We start from the raw sequence: 18198 nt of genomic DNA on the forward strand, positions 1-18198 counted from the left end.
GGAGCCGCTATGTGTCAGAGCTCTATCGCCAATATCGATATCAACAAAGAGTACGATGAGAGTCTGGGAACGGAAGATGTGCATTATCAGTCGTTTGCCCGCATGGCTGAGTTCTTTGGCCGCGATATGCAGGCGCACCGTCACGACCAATATTTTCAGATGCACTTTCTTGATACCGGGCAGATTGAGCTGCAGCTTGACGAGAGTCGTTATTCAGTACAGGCACCGCTGTTCGTTCTGACACCGCCGTCGGTGCCGCACGCCTTTATCACTGAGTCTGATAGTGATGGGCACGTACTGACAGTGCGGGAGGATTTGGTCTGGCCGCTGTTGGAGGTACTTTATCCCGGCACACGGGAAGCCTTCGGCCTGCCGGGTATCTGCCTGTCGCTGGCCGATAAGCCCGAAGAACTGGAGGCACTAACGCACTACTGGCGGCTGATTCAACGTGAGTCGACCTCGCAATTACCGGGACGTGAACACACACTGATGCTATTGGCGCAGGCGGTGTTCACCCTACTACTACGGAATGCGAAGCTTGACGATCATGCCGCCAGCGGGATACGCGGCGAGCTAAGGCTGTTTCAACGTTTTAACCAGCTAATCGATAACCACTATCACCAGCACTGGACGGTGCCGGACTACGCCTACGAGCTGCATCTGACCGAATCCAGACTGACCGATATCTGTCGCCGCTTCGCTAACCGCCCACCAAAAAGGCTAATTTTCGACAGGCAGTTGCGCGAAGCCAAGCGGCTATTGCTGTTTTCCGACAGCGCGATCAACGAAATAGCCTGGCAATTGGGTTTTAAGGACCCAGCCTATTTCGCTCGCTTCTTTAACCGCTTAGTCGGCTGCTCACCGAGCGCGTTCAGACTGAAGAAAGTGCCCGTGTCGTGACTCTGCTTACCCTTTCATTCTAAATGGCGTCTGGATCACAGAACGTTATCTCACCTGAAAAGTACCCACAGATGACCTAAAAGTCTCTTCACGAAAACCTTGTTAACCGCTTCAATTGAACAACAAAAACAAAACATAAATTTAACATCACAATCCGATTAATACTGAAGAGGTCCCCTATGAAACCTGAAAATTTCCGTGCAGACGCTAAACGCCCGTTAACTGGTGAAGAGTATTTGAAGAGCTTGCAGGACGGCCGCGAAATCTATATTTACGGTGAGCGTGTTAAAGACGTGACTACGCATCCAGCTTTTCGCAACGCAGCCGCTTCTGTCGCCCAAATGTACGATGCGCTGCACAAACCCGAACTGCAGGACACCTTGTGCTGGGGTACCGACACCGGCAGCGGCGGCTATACCCACAAGTTTTTCCGCGTCGCTAGAAGTGCCGATGACCTGCGCCAGCAGCGCGATGCCATCGCCGAATGGTCGCGCCTGAGCTACGGCTGGATGGGGCGTACTCCGGACTACAAAGCCGCGTTTGGCTGTGCGCTGGGTGCTAACCCAGAATTTTATGGTCAGTTTGAACAGAACGCCCGCAACTGGTACACCCGCATTCAGGAAACCGGCCTGTACTTTAACCACGCCATCGTCAATCCACCGATCGACCGCCATAAGCCAGCGGATGAAGTGAAAGACGTCTATATCAAGCTCGAGAAAGAGACCGATGCCGGGATTATCGTCAGCGGTGCAAAAGTGGTGGCGACCAACTCTGCGCTGACCCACTACAACATGATTGGCTTCGGCTCCGCGCAGGTGATGGGCGAAAACCCGGACTTCGCGCTGATGTTCGTCGCGCCAATGGATGCCGAAGGGGTCAAACTTATCTCTCGCGCCTCCTATGAACTGGTCGCCGGAGCAACCGGATCGCCATACGATTATCCGCTCTCCAGTCGCTTCGACGAAAACGATGCGATCCTGGTCATGGATAACGTGCTGATCCCGTGGGAAAACGTGCTGATTTACCGCGACTTTGACCGCTGCCGCCGCTGGACGATGGAAGGTGGCTTCGCCCGTATGTATCCGCTGCAGGCCTGCGTACGTCTGGCGGTGAAGCTCGACTTTATCACAGCCCTGCTGAAGCGCTCGCTGGAGTGCACCGGTACCCTGGAGTTCCGCGGCGTACAGGCCGAGCTTGGCGAAGTCGTGGCCTGGCGCAATATGTTCTGGGCGCTGAGCGACTCAATGTGCGCTGAAGCAACGCCGTGGGTCAACGGGGCATATCTGCCGGATCACGCCGCGCTGCAAACCTATCGCGTGATGGCGCCGATGGCTTACGCCAAAATCAAAAATATTATCGAGCGCAGCGTCACCAGCGGCCTGATCTATCTGCCGTCCAGCGCACGTGATCTCAATAACCCGCAAATCAACGAATATCTGGCGAAATACGTACGCGGATCGAACGGTATGGATCACGTCGAGCGCATCAAGATCCTCAAACTAATGTGGGACGCCATCGGCAGCGAATTTGGTGGCCGCCACGAGCTGTATGAAATCAACTACTCCGGTAGCCAGGACGAAATCCGCCTGCAGTGTCTGCGCCAGGCACAGAGCTCCGGCAACATGGACAAAATGATGGCGATGGTCGATCGCTGCCTGTCCGAGTACGACCAAAATGGCTGGACGGTTCCACATTTGCACAACAATTCCGATATCAACATGCTGGATAAGCTGCTGAAGTAACCAGCAGCGGGAGGTCACAATGCAATTAGATGAACAACGTCTGCGTTTTCGCGATGCCATGGCCAGTCTGTCGGCCGCCGTTAACGTCATCACCACCGAAGGCGAAGCGGGCCGCTGCGGGATCACCGCTACGGCAGTCTGTTCGGTGACCGACTCGCCACCGTCGGTGATGGTCTGTATCAACGCCAATAGCGCAATGAACCCGGTGTTTCAGGGCAACGGCAAGCTCTGTATCAACGTGTTGAACCACGAGCAGGAAGTGATGGCCCGCCATTTCGCCGGGATGACAGGCATGGCTATGGAAGATCGCTTCAACCTTTCATGCTGGCAGAAAGGCGCGCAAGGCCAACCGGTACTGAAAGGATCGCTGGCAAGCCTCGAGGGTGAGATTAATCAAGTGCAGACTATCGGCAGCCATTTGGTCTATCTGGTCGAAATCAAGAACATTACCCTCAGCCAGCAAGGCCACGGGCTGATTTACTTCAAGCGCCGTTTCCATCCGGTGATGATGGAAATGGAAGTGGTCGCGTAGTGATCATATAGGGTTTACCTGGCCGCAAACCGGGTAAACCCTAAGTGAGGTTCTGTTCCCGCTAACGGCCTGAATAACGATAGCGATTGAGCACACTGCTAATTGATTCCATTCATAAAATGCTGACTTCTTGCTGGTAAAATCTACTGTGTTTTTACCCCAGAGGCTAAATCCTGTGCGCACGCCCAGGCGCTCGACCACGCCCACTGGAAGTTATAGCCGCCCAACCAACCGGTGACGTCCATAACTTCGCCGATAAAATACAGCCCCGGCACTTTGCGCGCTTCCATCGTGCGCGATGACAGCTCGTTGGTATCGACGCCACCTAACGTGACTTCAGCGGTACGATACCCTTCCGTACCGTTCGGCTGCACCCGCCACTCGGTCAGCGTTTCAACCAGCGTTTGCTGATCGCGTACGTTAAGCTGCTTCAGCGAGACATCCGGAATTTGCCCTAACTGCTGTAAGCATTCCACCAGACGCTTTGGCAACTGCATCGCTAACGTGTTCTTTAAGCTTTGATTATGGTGTGCGCTTCGTTGGTCATCGAGGAAGCCCGCGAGGTCAACATCCGGCAACAAATTAATGCTGACAAATTCACCTGGCTGCCAAAAACTGGAAATCTGCAGCACGGCCGGACCAGAAAGCCCGCGGTGCGTAAAGAGCAGGTTTTCACGAAATACGGTGCCGTCCTCGGCGGTGATAACGGAGGAAACCGATACGCCAGAGAGCACCTGAAGCTGCTCCAGTAGCGGCTTATGTAAAGTGAACGGCACCAGACCTGCGCGGGTCGGCAACACGTTCAGGCCGAACTGTTCGGCAATTTTATAGCCAAACGGCGTTGCGCCCAGACCCGGCATAGAGAGGCCACCGGAGGCGATAACCAGCTTTTTCGTGCCGACAGTCATCCCATTCAATTCCAGGATAAAATCGTCACCATCGCGCTCAACGCTCAGGACTTCGCTACGTAACCGCATAGTTACGTTACCTTTTTCACACTCGTCCACCAGCATATCGACAATTTGTTGGGCGGAATCGTCGCAGAAAAGCTGACCTAGCGTTTTTTCATGCCAGGCAATGCCGTGCTTGCCCACCAGATCGATAAAATCCCACTGCGTATAACGCGCCAGCGCCGATTTGCAAAAATGCGGGTTTTGGCTCAAATACGCGGCCGGTTCGACATAAAGATTAGTAAAGTTGCAGCGGCCCCCGCCAGACATGAGAATCTTGCGCCCTGGCTTTTTACCATTATCGATCAGCAGTACGCGACTACCTGCTTGTCCTGCCTGCGCGGCACAAAACATACCCGCTGCGCCAGCGCCTATAATAACGGTATCAAACCTTTCCACGTTGCGATCCTCTCTAAAAAGCGGGAGTGAATTGTAAAGATTCCTCAGTGGTCGCACCAGCACCAAACTACCGATAAAGGGTATTTATCTGAAATATATAGGATAATTCTTTAGTGGTGTAAAACAAAGCAGGAGACAAATCAAAAAAACTCTATATTTCACTTTGCCCGCGCCGCCAAAGTCACTGATAATGCGCCGCGTTCATGTCCTCAAAATGGCGTAACGTCCTATGCTACATTTGTTTGCTGGCCTGGATTTACATACCGGGCTTTTACTATTGCTTGCTCTGGCTTTCGTGCTGTTCTACGAAGCAATTAACGGCTTCCATGACACAGCCAATGCTGTCGCAACCGTGATCTACACCCGCGCAATGCGTTCGCAATTGGCGGTGGTCATGGCTGCGTTGTTCAACTTCTTTGGTGTTTTGCTGGGCGGTCTCAGCGTGGCGTATGCCATCGTGCATATGCTGCCAACGGATCTGCTGCTAAATATGGGATCGTCACATGGCCTCGCCATGGTGTTCTCCATGCTGCTGGCGGCAATTATCTGGAACCTGGGTACCTGGTACTTTGGTTTGCCTGCATCCAGCTCCCACACGCTGATTGGCGCCATTATCGGTATTGGTTTAACCAATGCGTTGATGACCGGCACCTCGGTGGTGGACGCACTTAACATCCCGAAAGTTATCGGTATTTTTGCCTCGCTAATCATCTCGCCAATTGTCGGTCTGGTGGTTGCAGGTGGTCTTATTTTCATTCTGCGTCGCTACTGGAGCGGTACGAAAAAACGTGCCCGTATCCACCTGACGCCGGCAGAACGTGAAAAGAAAGACGGTAAGAAAAAGCCGCCGTTCTGGACGCGTATTGCACTGATCCTCTCCGCAATCGGCGTGGCGTTCTCCCACGGTGCGAACGATGGTCAGAAAGGCATTGGTCTGGTGATGTTGGTGCTGATTGGCGTAGCGCCTGCAGGTTTCGTGGTGAATATGAATGCTTCCGGTTACGAGATTACCCGTACCCGTGATGCAATCAATAACGTCGAAGTCTTCTTCCAGCAGCGCCCTGACCTGCTTAAACAGGCCACAGGCGTAGACCAGTTGATTCCGTCACCGACGGACGCGGCACCCGCGACGGCGACAGAGTTCCATTGCCACCCGGCGAATACCATCAACGCGCTGGAACGCGCGAAAGGTATGCTGGCGAATCTGGAAACTTACGACAAGTTAAGCGTCGAGCAGCGTGGTCAGCTGCGCCGTATTATGCTGTGCATCTCTGATACCACCGATAAAGTGGTTAAGCTGCCTGGCGTAAGCGCTGACGATCAGCGTCTGCTGAAGAAACTGAAAGCTGACATGCTGAGCACCATTGAGTACGCGCCTATCTGGATCATTATGGCCGTCGCACTGGCGCTGGGTATTGGTACGATGATTGGCTGGCGTCGCGTAGCCACCACCATCGGCGAGAAAATCGGTAAGAAAGGTATGACCTATGCCCAGGGGATGTCGGCGCAGATGACTGCCGCAGTCTCTATCGGTCTCGCCAGTTACACCGGTATGCCCGTTTCCACCACTCACGTTCTTTCCTCTTCCGTTGCGGGAACGATGGTTGTTGATGGCGGCGGTTTGCAGCGTAAAACAGTGACCAGCATTCTGATGGCCTGGGTCTTCACCCTACCGGCTGCGATTATTCTTTCCGGGGTGCTGTACTGGCTCTCCCTGAAGCTTATCTAAGCGAATGCACGGTAAAAAAGCGGGTCAGGAAACTGGCCCGCTTTTTTTGTATCTGTCGTTGGAATCAGTGCCAGATAATCAGCGCAACCATGCTGATTAACACCAGGCCGCATAGCGCGCTGGTGAGAATGAACTGACCGCGAACCCGCTCACAGCGGCGAATAAATTCATCATCATGATGATCGCGGTAACGCTGAGCGTAGATATACCACACCAGACGCATCTGCTTATTCGGTTGCCCATGCGAGGTAAAAAAGCCTCCTCCATCTACATACTGGTAAAGCAATGGATCGCAACCACGAAGTACCACTAACAGTGCGCGTAGCGAAGAAAAATAGCGCGCCATATTAACAATGCAAACGACACATAAAGCCCAGAACAATGCAATGGTGCTTATCATACCTCCTCCCCGGCGACCCGCCCACGGAACTCCTTTCCGGGACTACCGCTCCCCGATACCCTGCCAAACCATTCAGTGAAGAGTACAGCCGAAACCGTTCGTATTAGTATCACGCATCCGAACGCCCCTCTAGATAGTGTAGGAGATTAGTTAATTTTTTTGCCAGAAGGTTAATCGCTATCAATGCAATTAACTAAAAAATTTGTTTAACTGCTTGGCAAGCAAGGCGGATTGACGGATTATCCTGGTCGCTATAATGTAAGGATAGTCCTTATATGGTACGTTTTTACGACTGGGCTAGCCCCGCGCGCAAGGTTCGCAGGACGCGGATGACGCGGCGGCAGATAACGCCAGCAGGCTAGTCATCGACAACTTATGGAAGGAGTAACACTATGGCTTATAAACACATTCTTATCGCGGTTGATCTTTCTCCGGAAAGCAAAGTTCTGGTTGAAAAAGCGGTCTCTATGGCGCGGCCTTACAATGCTAAAGTCTCCCTTATCCACGTTGACGTAAACTATTCCGACCTGTACACCGGGCTTATCGACGTGAATCTGGGCGACATGCAGAAACGCATTTCTGAAGAAACCCACCACGCGTTAACCGAGCTGTCCACCAATGCAGGCTACCCTATCACCGAAACCCTGAGCGGTAGCGGCGATCTGGGTCAGGTTCTGGTTGATGCCATCAAAAAATACGACATGGATCTGGTCGTTTGTGGTCACCACCAGGATTTCTGGAGCAAACTGATGTCCTCCGCGCGCCAACTGATCAACACTGTCCACGTCGACATGTTGATTGTTCCGCTGCGTGACGACGAAGAAGCATAAAATGCTTACCGCCGGAACATAACCCGGCCCGCAGCAAGTCGCTTAGCCTGTAAACGCCCGCCTGTGCGGGCGTTTTTGTTTTTATCATTCGGACACAATTAGTACATCAATCCAACAAACAAATCATAATTAGTGTGATCAACTAATTGGATCGAAAACCATCTCTATAATACTCTACCCTCGCGGCCAATAACCGCAGTCTATAACAAAATAAGACTTTTTCGGCGCGTTTAAGCATACGCGTTCATACTTTTCGGGATGGCTTTGAAAGGCGATGGAATATGAATAAAACTGCACCTACGGGCTTGCTGCAGCAACCTCGTCCGTTCTTCATGATCTTCTTCGTAGAATTGTGGGAACGATTTGGCTATTACGGCGTTCAGGGCATCCTGGCGGTATTTTTTGTTAAGCAGCTCGGATTTTCACAAGAACAGGCATTCGTCACCTTTGGTGCCTTTGCCGCGCTGGTCTACGGCCTAATCTCGATCGGCGGCTACGTCGGCGACCACCTGCTAGGCACCAAGCGCACACTGGTACTCGGTGCCATTGTACTGGCCATCGGCTACTTCATGACCGGGATGTCGCTGCTTAAGCCCGATCTGATCTTTATTGCTTTGGGTACCATTGCCGTTGGTAACGGGTTGTTTAAAGCCAACCCGGCAAGCCTGTTGTCAAAATGCTATCCACCGAAAGACGCCCGTCTGGACGGTGCTTTCACCCTGTTTTATATGTCGATTAACATCGGTTCGTTGCTGTCGCTGTCGCTGGCACCAGTGATCGCCGATAAGTTTGGCTACGCAGTGACCTACAACCTGTGCGGTGCCGGGCTTATCGTCGCGCTGCTGGTCTACTTTGCCTGTCGTGGCATGGTGAAGGATATCGGCTCTGAGCCAGACCATAAGCCGCTGAGTTTCCGTAATCTATTCTGCGTGCTGGCCGGTACGGTAGTGATGGTATTTATCTGCGCCTGGCTGATGCACAACGTGCAGGTTGCCAACCTGGTGCTGATTGTCCTGTCGATTGCCGTGACGATCATCTTCTTCCGTCAGGCATTCAAACTGGATAAAACCGGGCGTAACAAGATGTTCGTGGCCTTTATCCTGATGCTGGAAGCGGTGGTGTTTTACGTTCTGTACGCGCAGATGCCGACATCGCTGAACTTCTTTGCTATCAATAACGTGCACCATGAAATTCTCGGTTTTGCCATCAACCCGGTGAGCTTCCAGGCGCTGAACCCGTTCTGGGTGGTACTGGCAAGTCCGGTGCTGGCCGCTGTCTATACCCGTCTGGGAAACAAAGGCAAAGACCTGACCATGCCGATGAAATTTACGCTCGGTATGTTCCTGTGCTCGCTGGGCTTCCTGACGGCCGCCGCTGCCGGGATGTGGTTTGCCGATGCGCAGGGGCTGACGTCACCGTGGTTTATCGTGCTGGTCTACCTGTTCCAGAGTCTGGGTGAACTGCTGATTAGCGCCCTGGGACTGGCGATGGTCGCCGCTCTCGTGCCACAGCACCTGATGGGCTTTATTCTCGGGATGTGGTTCCTGACCCAGGCTGCGGCCTTCCTGATGGGGGGTTATGTCGCCACCTTCACCGCCGTACCAGAGAACATCACCGACCCGCTGCAAACGCTGCCTATCTACACCAACGTCTTCAGTAAGATTGGCCTGGTCACTCTGGCAGTAACGGTCGTGATGGCGATTATGGTGCCATGGCTGAACCGCATGATTAATACGCCAAGTACCGAGCAATAATCATCAGTGCCGGATGGCGGCTATTGCCTTATCCGGCCTACATTCAAAATGCCCGGTAGCCTGGCGCCATCGGGCATTTTCAATCGCTACCCTTTGCGGGCGTCTATCCACTCCTGAACTTCAACGACAAAAGTGTCCGGCGCTTTGCGATACATTTTGCGCGCCAAATCGAGGATCGTATGCTGGCCGAGCGCTTCTTCCATTCGCTGCTGGGCCATATCCATTACCGAGCGCACACCGCAAATGCCTTCACAGGCCCACTCTGGCGGATGCTCCTCAAATACCGCCAGCCGCTGGCGAATTTCGCGACATTCGAAGATGCGCTTATCGCCATCGATGGCGTTCACCACGTCCAACACCGTGATATGTTCAGCGGGTTTAGCCAACTGGAAACCGCCGCCCTTGCCCTCAATACTGCGTACCAGGCCCGCTTTCGATAAACGGGTAAAAATTTTCGCCAGATAGTCATACGGCACGCTTTGCAGCTCGGCAATTTCACGCACGCTCATATCCCGCGCGTCGCCCTTGCTGTCGACCATACACATCAGGCTATGAATGCCGTACTCAACCCCGGAACTGTAGAATGCCATTCTCTTATCTCAGCCAAAATGAATCTGAGTTTATTGTAGCTTTTTCGTCTCATTCATTCCAGACAGCAAAGTGAAGCCACTTTAAAATATAATTTTAAATACATATTTATCAGATAGATATTAAAAAACCCTTACCCTTTTTAGTAAAAAGGAGTTTGATCGCATTGCAATTCCTAACTACGACAAATAAAATCCGAGTAAATAATTCGTAGTCACTAGTGAGAAAACCCTAATGCGTAAACAAATTCTGATCGTGGGCGCCGGCTTTGCCGGTATGTGGGCAGCATTAAGCGCCGCACGACTGGCGGATAAACATCAGCAGGCCATTGATATTACCGTAATTGCGCCACAACCAGAGCTGCGTGTCCGTCCACGCTTTTATGAAAGCGCCGTACAAACCCTGGTCGCCCCGCTGCAGCCGTTGTTTGACGTTACTGGCGTCAACTTCCTGCAAGGCCACGTCGAGCAGATCCTCCCGGACTCTAAAGAGATAAGCTGGAAAGATGCCAACGGTGAAATTCATCTGCGCCGCTATGACCGCCTGGTGCTCGCCAGCGGCAGCCACGTAAACCGCGACATTGTCGCCGGCGCCGCTGAGCACGCGTTTGACCTCGACCAGCTCGAGAGCGCCGCTGTACTGGAGCAGCACATTAAGGATCTCGCATTACAACCGGAAAGTGAGGCCCGCAATACGGTCGTGGTCTGTGGTGGCGGCTTTACCGGGATTGAGATGGCGCTGGAATTGCCGGGGCGTTTGCGCGAAATATTGGGCGCTGATGCTAAGACCAGAGTTGTCGTAGTTGAACGCGGCGCTCAGCCAGGCGGGCGCTGGAGCCAGGAATTACGTGACGTCATTATCGAAGCCTCCGCTGAACTGGGCGTCGAATGGCTGGTCAATGCGGAAGTAGAGTGCGTGGATGCCTCCGGCGTCACGCTGAAAGATGGTCAGATGATTGCTTCGCAGACGGTTATCTGGACGGTCGGCGTACAAGCGAATAGCCTGACAGCACAGATTAACGCTCCGCGCGATCGCCAGGGCCGTCTGCATGTAAATACCCATCTGCAGGTTGTGGGTCACGATGATATCTACGCCACCGGCGATGTGGCCTATGCCGCCACCGACGACAAAGGCAACCATGCGTTAATGACCTGCCAGCACGCAATTTTATTGGGCAAGTTCGCCGGGAACAACGCCGCAGCAAGCGTGCTGGACGTGGCGCCGCTGCCGTACCGCCAGGAGATGTACGTCACTTGTCTGGATCTGGGAGCCTGGGGCGCGGTATATACCGAAGGTTGGGACCAACAGGTGAAACTGACGCGCGCAGAAGCGAAGAAGCTGAAGGTGTCGATTGTCAGCGAGCTGATTTACCCACCGAAAGCAGACCGTGCGGTAGCGTTTGAGATTGCCGATCCGCTGGCACCGTTTGTTTAAGCCGTAATGCCGGATGCGGCTACCGCCTTATCCGGCCTACAAACTATGCTGTCCCTGAGTAGATATCGAACCGATGCCCTTTCGTGACTACCGCATTCGGCGTGGCGACATCCGCCAGCGGCGGCGCGTAGTCCGGGCGTTTCACCACTACACGTTTGGTGGCCAACTGACGCGCAGGCTCCAGCAGGCCGTCCGCATCCAGATCCGGCCCTACCAACGACTGAAACACCCGCATCTCTTTTTTCACCAGCGCGCTTTTCTGCTTATGCGGGAACATCGGGTCGAGATATACCACCTGCGGGCGCGGGGTGATATCGGTTAACGCCGTCAGGCTGGAGGCATGGATCAGTTGTAAACGTTCCTGCAGCCACGGGCCGATTTCCGGGTCGGCATAGCCGCGCGCCAGACCATCATCAAGCAGCGCCGCCACTACCGGGTTACGTTCCAGCATTCGGACGCGGCAGCCTACCGAGGCCAGTACAAACGCATCGCGCCCCAGCCCGGCTGTCGCATCGACTACATCCGGAAGGTAATCGCCTTTAATGCCAACCGCCTTCGCCACCGCTTCACCGCGGCCACCGCCAAACTTGCGCCGATGGGCCATTGCACCGCCCACGAAATCAACGAAGATACCGCCAAGTTTAGGTTCGTCACGTTTGCGCAGTTCCAGATGTTCCGGCGTCATCACCAGCGCCATCAGGTTATCTTCATCGTGTTCCAGTCCCCAGCGGGCGGCCAGAACAGATAAGGCGCCGTCTCCGGCGCCTGTTTCATCCAGTAAACAAATTTTCACGCGAACAATCAGCCCTTGATCCCGTAATGCTCCAGCATTGCATCCAGCTGCGGCTCGCGGCCACGGAAGCGCTTGAACAGTTCCATCGGCTCTTCAGAACCACCACGGGTGAGGATGTTATCGAGGAACGATTGTCCGGTTTGGCGGTTGAAAATCCCTTCATCTTCAAAGCGAGAGAAGGCATCTGCCGCCAGCACGTCGGCCCACAGATAGCTGTAGTAACCTGCCGCATAGCCACCAGCAAAAATGTGGCTGAAGGCATGTGGGAAGCGGCCCCACGTTGGGCCCGGCACCACGGCAACCTGCTTTTTAATTTCCGCCAGTGTGTCGAGGATTTTCGCCCCTTGCTGCGGGTTAAACTCCGCGTGCAGACGGAAATCAAACAGGCCGAACTCCAGTTGACGGAGAATAAACAGCGCCGCCTGATAGTTTTTCGACGCCAGCATTTTATCCAGCAGTTCCTTCGGCAGCGGCTCACCGGTCTCAAAGTGACCGGAGATAAATGCCAGCGCTTCTGGCTCCCAGCACCAGTTTTCCATAAACTGGCTCGGCAGTTCGACCGCATCCCACGGCACGCCGTTGATGCCGGAAACCCCCGCGGTTTCGATACGAGTCAGCATATGGTGCAGACCATGGCCGAACTCGTGGAACAGGGTAATCACTTCATCGTGGGTAAACAGGGCGGGTTTGCCGTTCACCGGACGGTTAAAGTTACAGGTCAGGTAGGCAACAGGCTTTTGTAGCGTACCGTCGGCTTTACGCATCTGCCCGACACAGTCGTCCATCCACGCCCCGCCACGTTTATGCTCACGGGCATACAGGTCAAGATAGAAGCTGCCGCGCAGTTCGTTGTTTTCGTCATACAGCTCGAAGAAACGGACTTCCGGGTGCCAGACGTCAACATCGGTGCGCTCTTTGGCGGTGATGCCATAAATACGTTTAACCACTTCAAACAGGCCGTTAACGGCTTTGTTTTCCGGGAAATATGGGCGCAACTGCTCGTCGCTGATGCTGTAGAGGTGCTGTTTTTGTTTCTCGCTGTAGTAAGCGATATCCCACGGCTGCAGCTCATCAACGCCAAATTCCGCTTTTGCGAAGGCGCGCAGCTGGGCTAACTCTTTCTCACCCTGCGGACGGGCGCGTTTCGCCAGATCGGTCAGGAAGTCGAGCACCTGCTGCGGGTTCTCCGCCATTTTGGTGGACAGCGATTTAAAAGCGTAGCTTTCGAAACCCAACAGCTGTGCCAGTTCGTGGCGCAGCGCGAGGATCTCTTCCATTATCGGGCTGTTGTCCCATTTGCCAGCGTTTGGTCCCTGGTCAGACGCGCGAGTGGAATAAGCGCGATACATCTCCTCACGCAGTCCCTGGTTGTCGCAGTAGGTCATGACCGGCAGGTAGCTTGGGATATCCAGCGTTAACAGATAGCCGTCCTGCTCTTTAGCTTCAGCCTGGGCTTTTGCGGCGGCCAGCGCGCTCTCCGGCATGCCGGAGAGTTCCGCTTCATCAGTCACCAGCTTAGTCCAGCCCATGGTGGCATCCAGCACATTGTTGCTGTACAGATTACCCAGTTCAGACAGGCGGGTAGCGATCTCGCCATAGCGCTGCTGTTTTTCCTTCGGCAGACCAATACCAGAAAGTTCAAAATCGCGCAGTGCGTTATCGACCGCTTTTTTCTGTGCGGTGTTCAGAGTGGCGTAATGATCGCCATCACGCAGATCGCGGTACGCCTGATACAAACCTTCATGTTGCCCAACCCAGGTGCTGTATTCAGACAGCAGCGGCAGCGTTTGCTCGTAGGCTTCGCGCAGTTCCGGGCTATTTTTCACCGAGTTCAGGTGACTAACAGGAGAGAAAATACGCCCCAGCACATCGTCAACTTCTGCCAACGGCTGGCAGAGATTTTCCCAGGTGTACGGCGCGCCCTGCGCAACCACTCGCTCAACGTTTTCGCGGCAATCATTCAGCGCCTTAGTGACGGCAGGCACAACGTGCTCAGGCTGAATTTTAGAAAACGGCGGCAGTTCGAAGGGAGTCAGCAATGGATTGGTCATTAGCGCGGTCCTGTTGAAAAGAGTGAATGAAGCGCGTATCCGGCGCTGTGCATATTAATTTGTACAATGGGGTTAAGTGTAGAGGATTTCAATGCCAGGCGTTGCGCTTTCGCGGCAGTGACGAGTTTTCTGTATACTGTGGCGATACGCTTTATTTTCGCCCGATATCGCGCTGTTTTCGGGCCTACGTTTATAACCTGGAACACGTTTACCCATGCTCAGTTATCGCCACAGTTATCACGCTGGCAACCACGCCGACGTCCTTAAACACACCGTTCAGAGCCTGATCATTGAATCGCTCAAAGAGAAAGAAAAACCGTTTCTCTATCTGGACACCCATGCTGGCGCAGGCCGTTATCAGCTGAGCAGTGAGCATGCCGAACGTACCGGTGAATATCTTGAAGGGATCGCCCGTATCTGGCAGCAGGACGATTTGCCTGCCGAGCTGGAACCCTACATTGGTGTGGTGCAGCACTTCAACCGTAGCGGTCAGTTGCGCTACTACCCGGGCTCTCCGTTAATTGCTCGCCAGCTGCTGCGCGAACAGGACAGCCTGCAATTAACTGAACTGCACCCGAGCGACTTTCCTCTGCTGCGCGGCGAATTCCAGAAGGATGAGCGCGCTCGCGTGGCCAAAGCCGATGGTTATCAGCAGCTAAAAGCAAAATTACCGCCAGTTTCCCGTCGCGGGCTGATCCTTATCGATCCACCATATGAAATCAAAAGTGACTACCAGGCGGTGGTAACCGGTATTAACGAAGGCTACAAGCGTTTCGCGACCGGCACCTATGCGCTGTGGTATCCGGTGGTTTTGCGCCAGCAAATCAAGCGCATGGTCCACGATCTCGAAGACACCGGCATCCGCAAAATTCTGCAAATTGAGCTGGCGGTACGCCCGGACAGCGATCAGCGCGGCATGACGGCGTCCGGCATGATTGTGATTAACCCGCCGTGGAAGCTGGAGCAGCAGATGAACAACGTTCTGCCGTGGTTGCACAGCAAACTGGTATCGGCAGGAACCGGCCATACCTCGGTAAGCTGGATCGTGCCGGAGTAATCGCAGCCATCGGTGGAACCTTTTAATATCAGGTATACAATCGCGAATATTTTGGCGGATGGCGTAACGCTTCTCCGCCCTACAATGAACATGAAGGAGCGGTCATGACCAAGCACTATGATTACATCGCTATTGGCGGCGGCAGCGGCGGTATTGCCTCCATTAACCGTGCAGCAATGTACGGCCAGAAATGCGCACTGATTGAAGCCAAAGAGTTAGGCGGCACCTGCGTTAACGTTGGCTGCGTACCGAAGAAAGTGATGTGGCATGCCGCACAGGTCCGCGAAGCGATCCACATGTACGGTCCGGATTACGGTTTCGACACCACCATCAATAAGTTCGACTGGGATAAACTGATCGCCACGCGTACCGCTTATATCGACCGCATTCATACCTCGTACGACAACGTGCTGGGCAAAAATAATGTCGATGTGATTAAAGGCTTTGCCCGCTTTGTAGATGCCAAAACCATTGAAGTGAACGGAGAAACCATTACTGCCGATCATATTTTGATTGCTACCGGTGGTCGCCCGAGCCATCCGAGCATTCCGGGTGTGGAATACGGTATCGACTCCGATGGCTTCTTTGAACTGCCAGCGCTGCCAAAACGCGTGGCTGTTGTTGGCGCAGGCTATATCGCCGTTGAGCTGGCGGGCGTGATAAACGGCCTGGGTGCCCAAACGCATCTGTTCGTACGTAAACACGCGCCGCTGCGCAGCTTCGATCCAATGATCGTCGACACGCTGGTTGAGGTGATGAACGCCGAAGGCCCGACTCTGCATACTCATGCAATTCCGAAAGCAGTCGTTAAAAATGCTGACGGCAGTCTGACCCTGCAACTGGAAGATGGCCGTAGCGAAACGGTAGATTGCCTGATTTGGGCAATTGGTCGTGAACCTGCTACCGACAACTTCAACCTGGCGGCGACTGGCGTGAAAACCAACGAAAAAGGCTACATCGTCGTTGATAAATATCAGAACACCAGCGTGCCGGGAATTTATGCCGTCGGCGATAACACCGGTGCCGTTGAGCTGACGCCGGTTGCTGTTGCCGCGGGCCGTCGCCTGTCCGAGCGTCTATTTAACAACAAACCGGACGAGCATTTAGACTACAGCAACATCCCGACCGTGGTCTTCAGCCACCCGCCAATTGGCACCGTGGGCTTAACCGAGCAGCAGGCTCGCGAACAGCACGGCGATGACCAGGTGAAAGTGTATAAATCATCGTTTACCGCGATGTATACCGCTGTCACCACGCACCGTCAGCCGTGCCGCATGAAGCTGGTTTGCGTCGGTCCGGAAGAGAAGATTGTCGGTATTCACGGCATCGGTTTTGGGATGGATGAAATGCTGCAAGGCTTCGCGGTGGCTCTGAAAATGGGCGCAACCAAGAAAGACTTTGATAACACCGTTGCGATTCACCCAACGGCAGCAGAAGAGTTCGTTACCATGCGTTAAGCAATTAAAAACCGGATGGCGCTTTGCCATCCGGTTTTCTCTTATTTACCCTGCATATACGGCGTATACACACCGTTCAGACTCTCAAGAAACGCCACGATATCGTCGATATCTTCCTGCGGCAGTTCTTTACCCACCTGATAACGCAGCATCAGTTTTACCGCACCGTCGAGCGTTGGCACATCACCGCGATGGAAATAAGGCGCGGTCAGCGCAACGTTACGCAAGCCAGGGACTTTTTGACGCAGCTTGTCACGTAATTCATTGGTGACGTTCATGCGGCCAATATCTGCGGCAGTGACCTCGCCGAAATTAAAGTCCTTTTTCAAACCCAGTGGTTCAAATGAACGTCCGCCTAAAATAATACCGCCATGACAGGTCGCGCACTTATTATCTTTAAATAACTGATAGCCATGTTTTTGCTGGGCCGTTAACGCGCCTTCATCACCACGCAGCCATTTATCAAACGGCGAATTTGGCGTGATCAGCGTTTTCTCAAACTCGGCAATCGCATCGGTAATATTATCCCCGCTGAATCCCTGCGGATAAACAGCGATAAACTCTTGCTTCAGGGTCGGGTCTTTATCCAGTTTCTGGATGATTTCATCCCAGGATTTAGACGCCATTTCAATTGGATTGAGCGGTGGACCACCCGCCTGCGCCTGCAGTGTTGGCGCACGGCCATCCCAGAATTGTTCTACGTTAAAGACCGAGTTAAATACCGTTGGCGCATTAATAGGCCCAACCGCGCCGCCTACGCCGATTGATGTTTTCCGGCCATCCACGCCGCCCGCATTCAGGGCGTGGCAGTGGGCGCAAGAAATTGTGCTATCGCCGGAAATACGCGGGTCGTGGTAAAGCGTAAAGCCCAGCGCCACTTTGCGGGCATCGGTCGGGATACTTTCCGGTATCGGCTGCACAGGTTCGTTACGATGCTGTGCGGCGGTATCGTTACTGGCGTAGTACTGCTCACGCTGTTTCGCAATCCAGCCCAGGATCTCGGCTCGCTCCGAATCGCTTACCTTGCCAGCCCAGTGCAATGCGGTATAACGCGTCGGTGGCATGGTGTCGTACTGCATCACCCATTCAATTTTATTCAGGTCGCTTTGCGATACGGGTTTATCCCCGACCAGCGCCGCACGAACGGCCTCAAGATTGAATGATTTGTATCCCAGTTGAATGTCGTAATTCATCAACTGTTTAGCGACAGGAAAAGAAGAATAGAAAGGTAATTCGGCTGAAGGGGTGTGACAATAATCGCATCCTTTTTCGCGTAAGAACCCTAATACTTTATTATTTTCTTCCAGCGTAGAGGCCTGAACATCAGCCTGTTTGCTACGTTGATTATCGTGATACCACACATAACCGGATAATCCAAAATAACAAATCGCGATGCCAGCTATAGCAATCGCGGTAAGACGGGTAATGATTTTCATTATTTTTACCCTCACCGTTGTGAGTTATTGTGACCCAGAAAATAGACTAATTAACACACAGTCTTTGTCGGACCTGACCATCATAGGAAATGAGGGGATTACTATTTTGATAAGTATCAAGCAATTACATGGGGGAGAACTATCGA

Annotated in this window: 15 protein-coding genes; 9 read left to right on the top strand and 6 right to left on the bottom strand. The window is 53.4% G+C overall.

Annotated elements, in window-relative coordinates:
• The first annotated feature begins 9 nt into the window (after nucleotides 1-9).
• From hpaA to OGW16_RS09020, 3 genes are all read left to right on the top strand, one after another.
• On the top strand, nucleotides 10-900 hold the full coding sequence (hpaA, locus tag OGW16_RS09010; RefSeq protein ID WP_043018634.1) for a 4-hydroxyphenylacetate catabolism regulatory protein HpaA: 891 nt from the start codon (nucleotides 10-12) through the stop codon (nucleotides 898-900).
• Nucleotides 901-1079: 179 nt separating this feature from the next.
• A complete protein-coding gene (gene hpaB / locus OGW16_RS09015; RefSeq protein ID WP_043018635.1) occupies nucleotides 1080-2642 on the top strand; it encodes a 4-hydroxyphenylacetate 3-monooxygenase, oxygenase component in 1563 nt (520 codons plus the stop codon).
• 19 nt (nucleotides 2643-2661) lie between these two features.
• Entirely contained in the window at nucleotides 2662-3174 is a 513-nt protein-coding gene (locus OGW16_RS09020; protein ID WP_043018636.1) for a 4-hydroxyphenylacetate 3-monooxygenase reductase subunit, read from the top strand.
• A gap of 143 nt (nucleotides 3175-3317) precedes the next feature.
• On the opposite strand, the gene OGW16_RS09025 is transcribed toward OGW16_RS09020, so the two are convergent.
• A complete protein-coding gene (locus OGW16_RS09025) occupies nucleotides 3318-4523 on the bottom strand; it encodes a BaiN/RdsA family NAD(P)/FAD-dependent oxidoreductase (RefSeq protein WP_286518319.1) in 1206 nt (401 codons plus the stop codon).
• A gap of 229 nt (nucleotides 4524-4752) precedes the next feature.
• Here OGW16_RS09025 and pitA point away from each other — a divergent pair, with 229 nt between their 5' ends.
• Nucleotides 4753-6252 (top strand): inorganic phosphate transporter PitA, encoded by a 1500-nt coding sequence (gene pitA, locus OGW16_RS09030; protein WP_043018638.1) that lies wholly within the window; start codon nucleotides 4753-4755, stop codon nucleotides 6250-6252.
• A 64-nt stretch (nucleotides 6253-6316) separates the two neighbouring features.
• Here the strand turns inward: pitA and uspB are convergent, their stop codons facing one another.
• Nucleotides 6317-6652, bottom strand: a complete 336-nt coding sequence (gene uspB / locus OGW16_RS09035; protein WP_003023371.1) for a universal stress protein UspB — start codon at nucleotides 6650-6652, stop codon at nucleotides 6317-6319.
• 392 nt (nucleotides 6653-7044) lie between these two features.
• Here uspB and uspA point away from each other — a divergent pair, with 392 nt between their 5' ends.
• Together uspA and dtpB are read left to right on the top strand one after the other, a co-directional pair.
• Nucleotides 7045-7482 carry a universal stress protein UspA gene (uspA, locus tag OGW16_RS09040; RefSeq protein WP_003023368.1) on the top strand — a complete coding sequence of 146 codons (438 nt, stop codon included), beginning with the start codon at nucleotides 7045-7047 and terminating at the stop codon, nucleotides 7480-7482.
• Between the two features lie 281 nt (nucleotides 7483-7763).
• Nucleotides 7764-9236 carry a dipeptide/tripeptide permease DtpB gene (gene dtpB / locus OGW16_RS09045; RefSeq protein WP_043018639.1) on the top strand — a complete coding sequence of 491 codons (1473 nt, stop codon included), beginning with the start codon at nucleotides 7764-7766 and terminating at the stop codon, nucleotides 9234-9236.
• Nucleotides 9237-9322: 86 nt separating this feature from the next.
• Here the strand turns inward: dtpB and OGW16_RS09050 are convergent, their stop codons facing one another.
• Nucleotides 9323-9826, bottom strand: a complete 504-nt coding sequence (locus OGW16_RS09050; RefSeq protein WP_003023361.1) for an RrF2 family transcriptional regulator — start codon at nucleotides 9824-9826, stop codon at nucleotides 9323-9325.
• A 232-nt stretch (nucleotides 9827-10058) separates the two neighbouring features.
• Between OGW16_RS09050 and OGW16_RS09055 the strand changes: the two genes are divergently transcribed.
• A complete protein-coding gene (locus OGW16_RS09055) occupies nucleotides 10059-11258 on the top strand; it encodes an NAD(P)/FAD-dependent oxidoreductase (protein ID WP_043018641.1) in 1200 nt (399 codons plus the stop codon).
• A gap of 43 nt (nucleotides 11259-11301) precedes the next feature.
• Here the strand turns inward: OGW16_RS09055 and rsmJ are convergent, their stop codons facing one another.
• Together rsmJ and prlC are read right to left on the bottom strand one after the other, a co-directional pair.
• Complete coding sequence (gene rsmJ, locus OGW16_RS09060) at nucleotides 11302-12051, bottom strand: 16S rRNA (guanine(1516)-N(2))-methyltransferase RsmJ (RefSeq protein ID WP_047408053.1); 750 nt, start codon at nucleotides 12049-12051, stop codon at nucleotides 11302-11304.
• A gap of 8 nt (nucleotides 12052-12059) precedes the next feature.
• Nucleotides 12060-14102: an oligopeptidase A gene (prlC, locus tag OGW16_RS09065; RefSeq protein WP_221922601.1), complete on the bottom strand. Its 2043-nt coding sequence runs from the start codon at nucleotides 14100-14102 to the stop codon at nucleotides 12060-12062.
• A 214-nt stretch (nucleotides 14103-14316) separates the two neighbouring features.
• Here prlC and OGW16_RS09070 point away from each other — a divergent pair, with 214 nt between their 5' ends.
• Both OGW16_RS09070 and gorA read left to right on the top strand, forming a co-directional pair.
• Nucleotides 14317-15159, top strand: coding sequence for a 23S rRNA (adenine(2030)-N(6))-methyltransferase RlmJ (locus OGW16_RS09070; protein ID WP_286518322.1), 843 nt, complete (start codon nucleotides 14317-14319; stop codon nucleotides 15157-15159).
• Between the two features lie 104 nt (nucleotides 15160-15263).
• Nucleotides 15264-16616, top strand: coding sequence for a glutathione-disulfide reductase (gorA, locus tag OGW16_RS09075; protein WP_043018645.1), 1353 nt, complete (start codon nucleotides 15264-15266; stop codon nucleotides 16614-16616).
• 41 nt (nucleotides 16617-16657) lie between these two features.
• Here gorA and OGW16_RS09080 read toward each other — a convergent pair whose 3' ends face one another.
• Nucleotides 16658-18052 carry a cytochrome-c peroxidase gene (locus OGW16_RS09080; protein ID WP_043018646.1) on the bottom strand — a complete coding sequence of 465 codons (1395 nt, stop codon included), beginning with the start codon at nucleotides 18050-18052 and terminating at the stop codon, nucleotides 16658-16660.
• Nucleotides 18053-18198: the final 146 nt, after the last annotated feature.

Origin of the sequence: Citrobacter sp. Ce104, assembly GCF_030334595.1 — a bacterium.
Classification (GTDB): Bacteria; Pseudomonadota; Gammaproteobacteria; order Enterobacterales; family Enterobacteriaceae; genus Citrobacter; species Citrobacter europaeus.

What these genes read in the sequence shown, in the direction of transcription:
- OGW16_RS09050 (WP_003023361.1), bottom strand. Translation starts at nt 9,826, where the DNA reads ATGGCATTCTACAGTTCCGGGGTTGAGTACGGCATTCATAGCCTGATG.
- uspB (WP_003023371.1), bottom strand. Translation starts at nt 6,652, where the DNA reads ATGATAAGCACCATTGCATTGTTCTGGGCTTTATGTGTCGTTTGCATT.
- gorA (WP_043018645.1), top strand. Translation starts at nt 15,264, where the DNA reads ATGACCAAGCACTATGATTACATCGCTATTGGCGGCGGCAGCGGCGGT.
- OGW16_RS09070 (WP_286518322.1), top strand. Translation starts at nt 14,317, where the DNA reads ATGCTCAGTTATCGCCACAGTTATCACGCTGGCAACCACGCCGACGTC.
- prlC (WP_221922601.1), bottom strand. Translation starts at nt 14,102, where the DNA reads ATGACCAATCCATTGCTGACTCCCTTCGAACTGCCGCCGTTTTCTAAA.
- dtpB (WP_043018639.1), top strand. Translation starts at nt 7,764, where the DNA reads ATGAATAAAACTGCACCTACGGGCTTGCTGCAGCAACCTCGTCCGTTC.
- pitA (WP_043018638.1), top strand. Translation starts at nt 4,753, where the DNA reads ATGCTACATTTGTTTGCTGGCCTGGATTTACATACCGGGCTTTTACTA.
- uspA (WP_003023368.1), top strand. Translation starts at nt 7,045, where the DNA reads ATGGCTTATAAACACATTCTTATCGCGGTTGATCTTTCTCCGGAAAGC.
- OGW16_RS09055 (WP_043018641.1), top strand. Translation starts at nt 10,059, where the DNA reads ATGCGTAAACAAATTCTGATCGTGGGCGCCGGCTTTGCCGGTATGTGG.
- hpaB (WP_043018635.1), top strand. Translation starts at nt 1,080, where the DNA reads ATGAAACCTGAAAATTTCCGTGCAGACGCTAAACGCCCGTTAACTGGT.
- OGW16_RS09020 (WP_043018636.1), top strand. Translation starts at nt 2,662, where the DNA reads ATGCAATTAGATGAACAACGTCTGCGTTTTCGCGATGCCATGGCCAGT.
- hpaA (WP_043018634.1), top strand. Translation starts at nt 10, where the DNA reads ATGTGTCAGAGCTCTATCGCCAATATCGATATCAACAAAGAGTACGAT.
- OGW16_RS09080 (WP_043018646.1), bottom strand. Translation starts at nt 18,052, where the DNA reads ATGAAAATCATTACCCGTCTTACCGCGATTGCTATAGCTGGCATCGCG.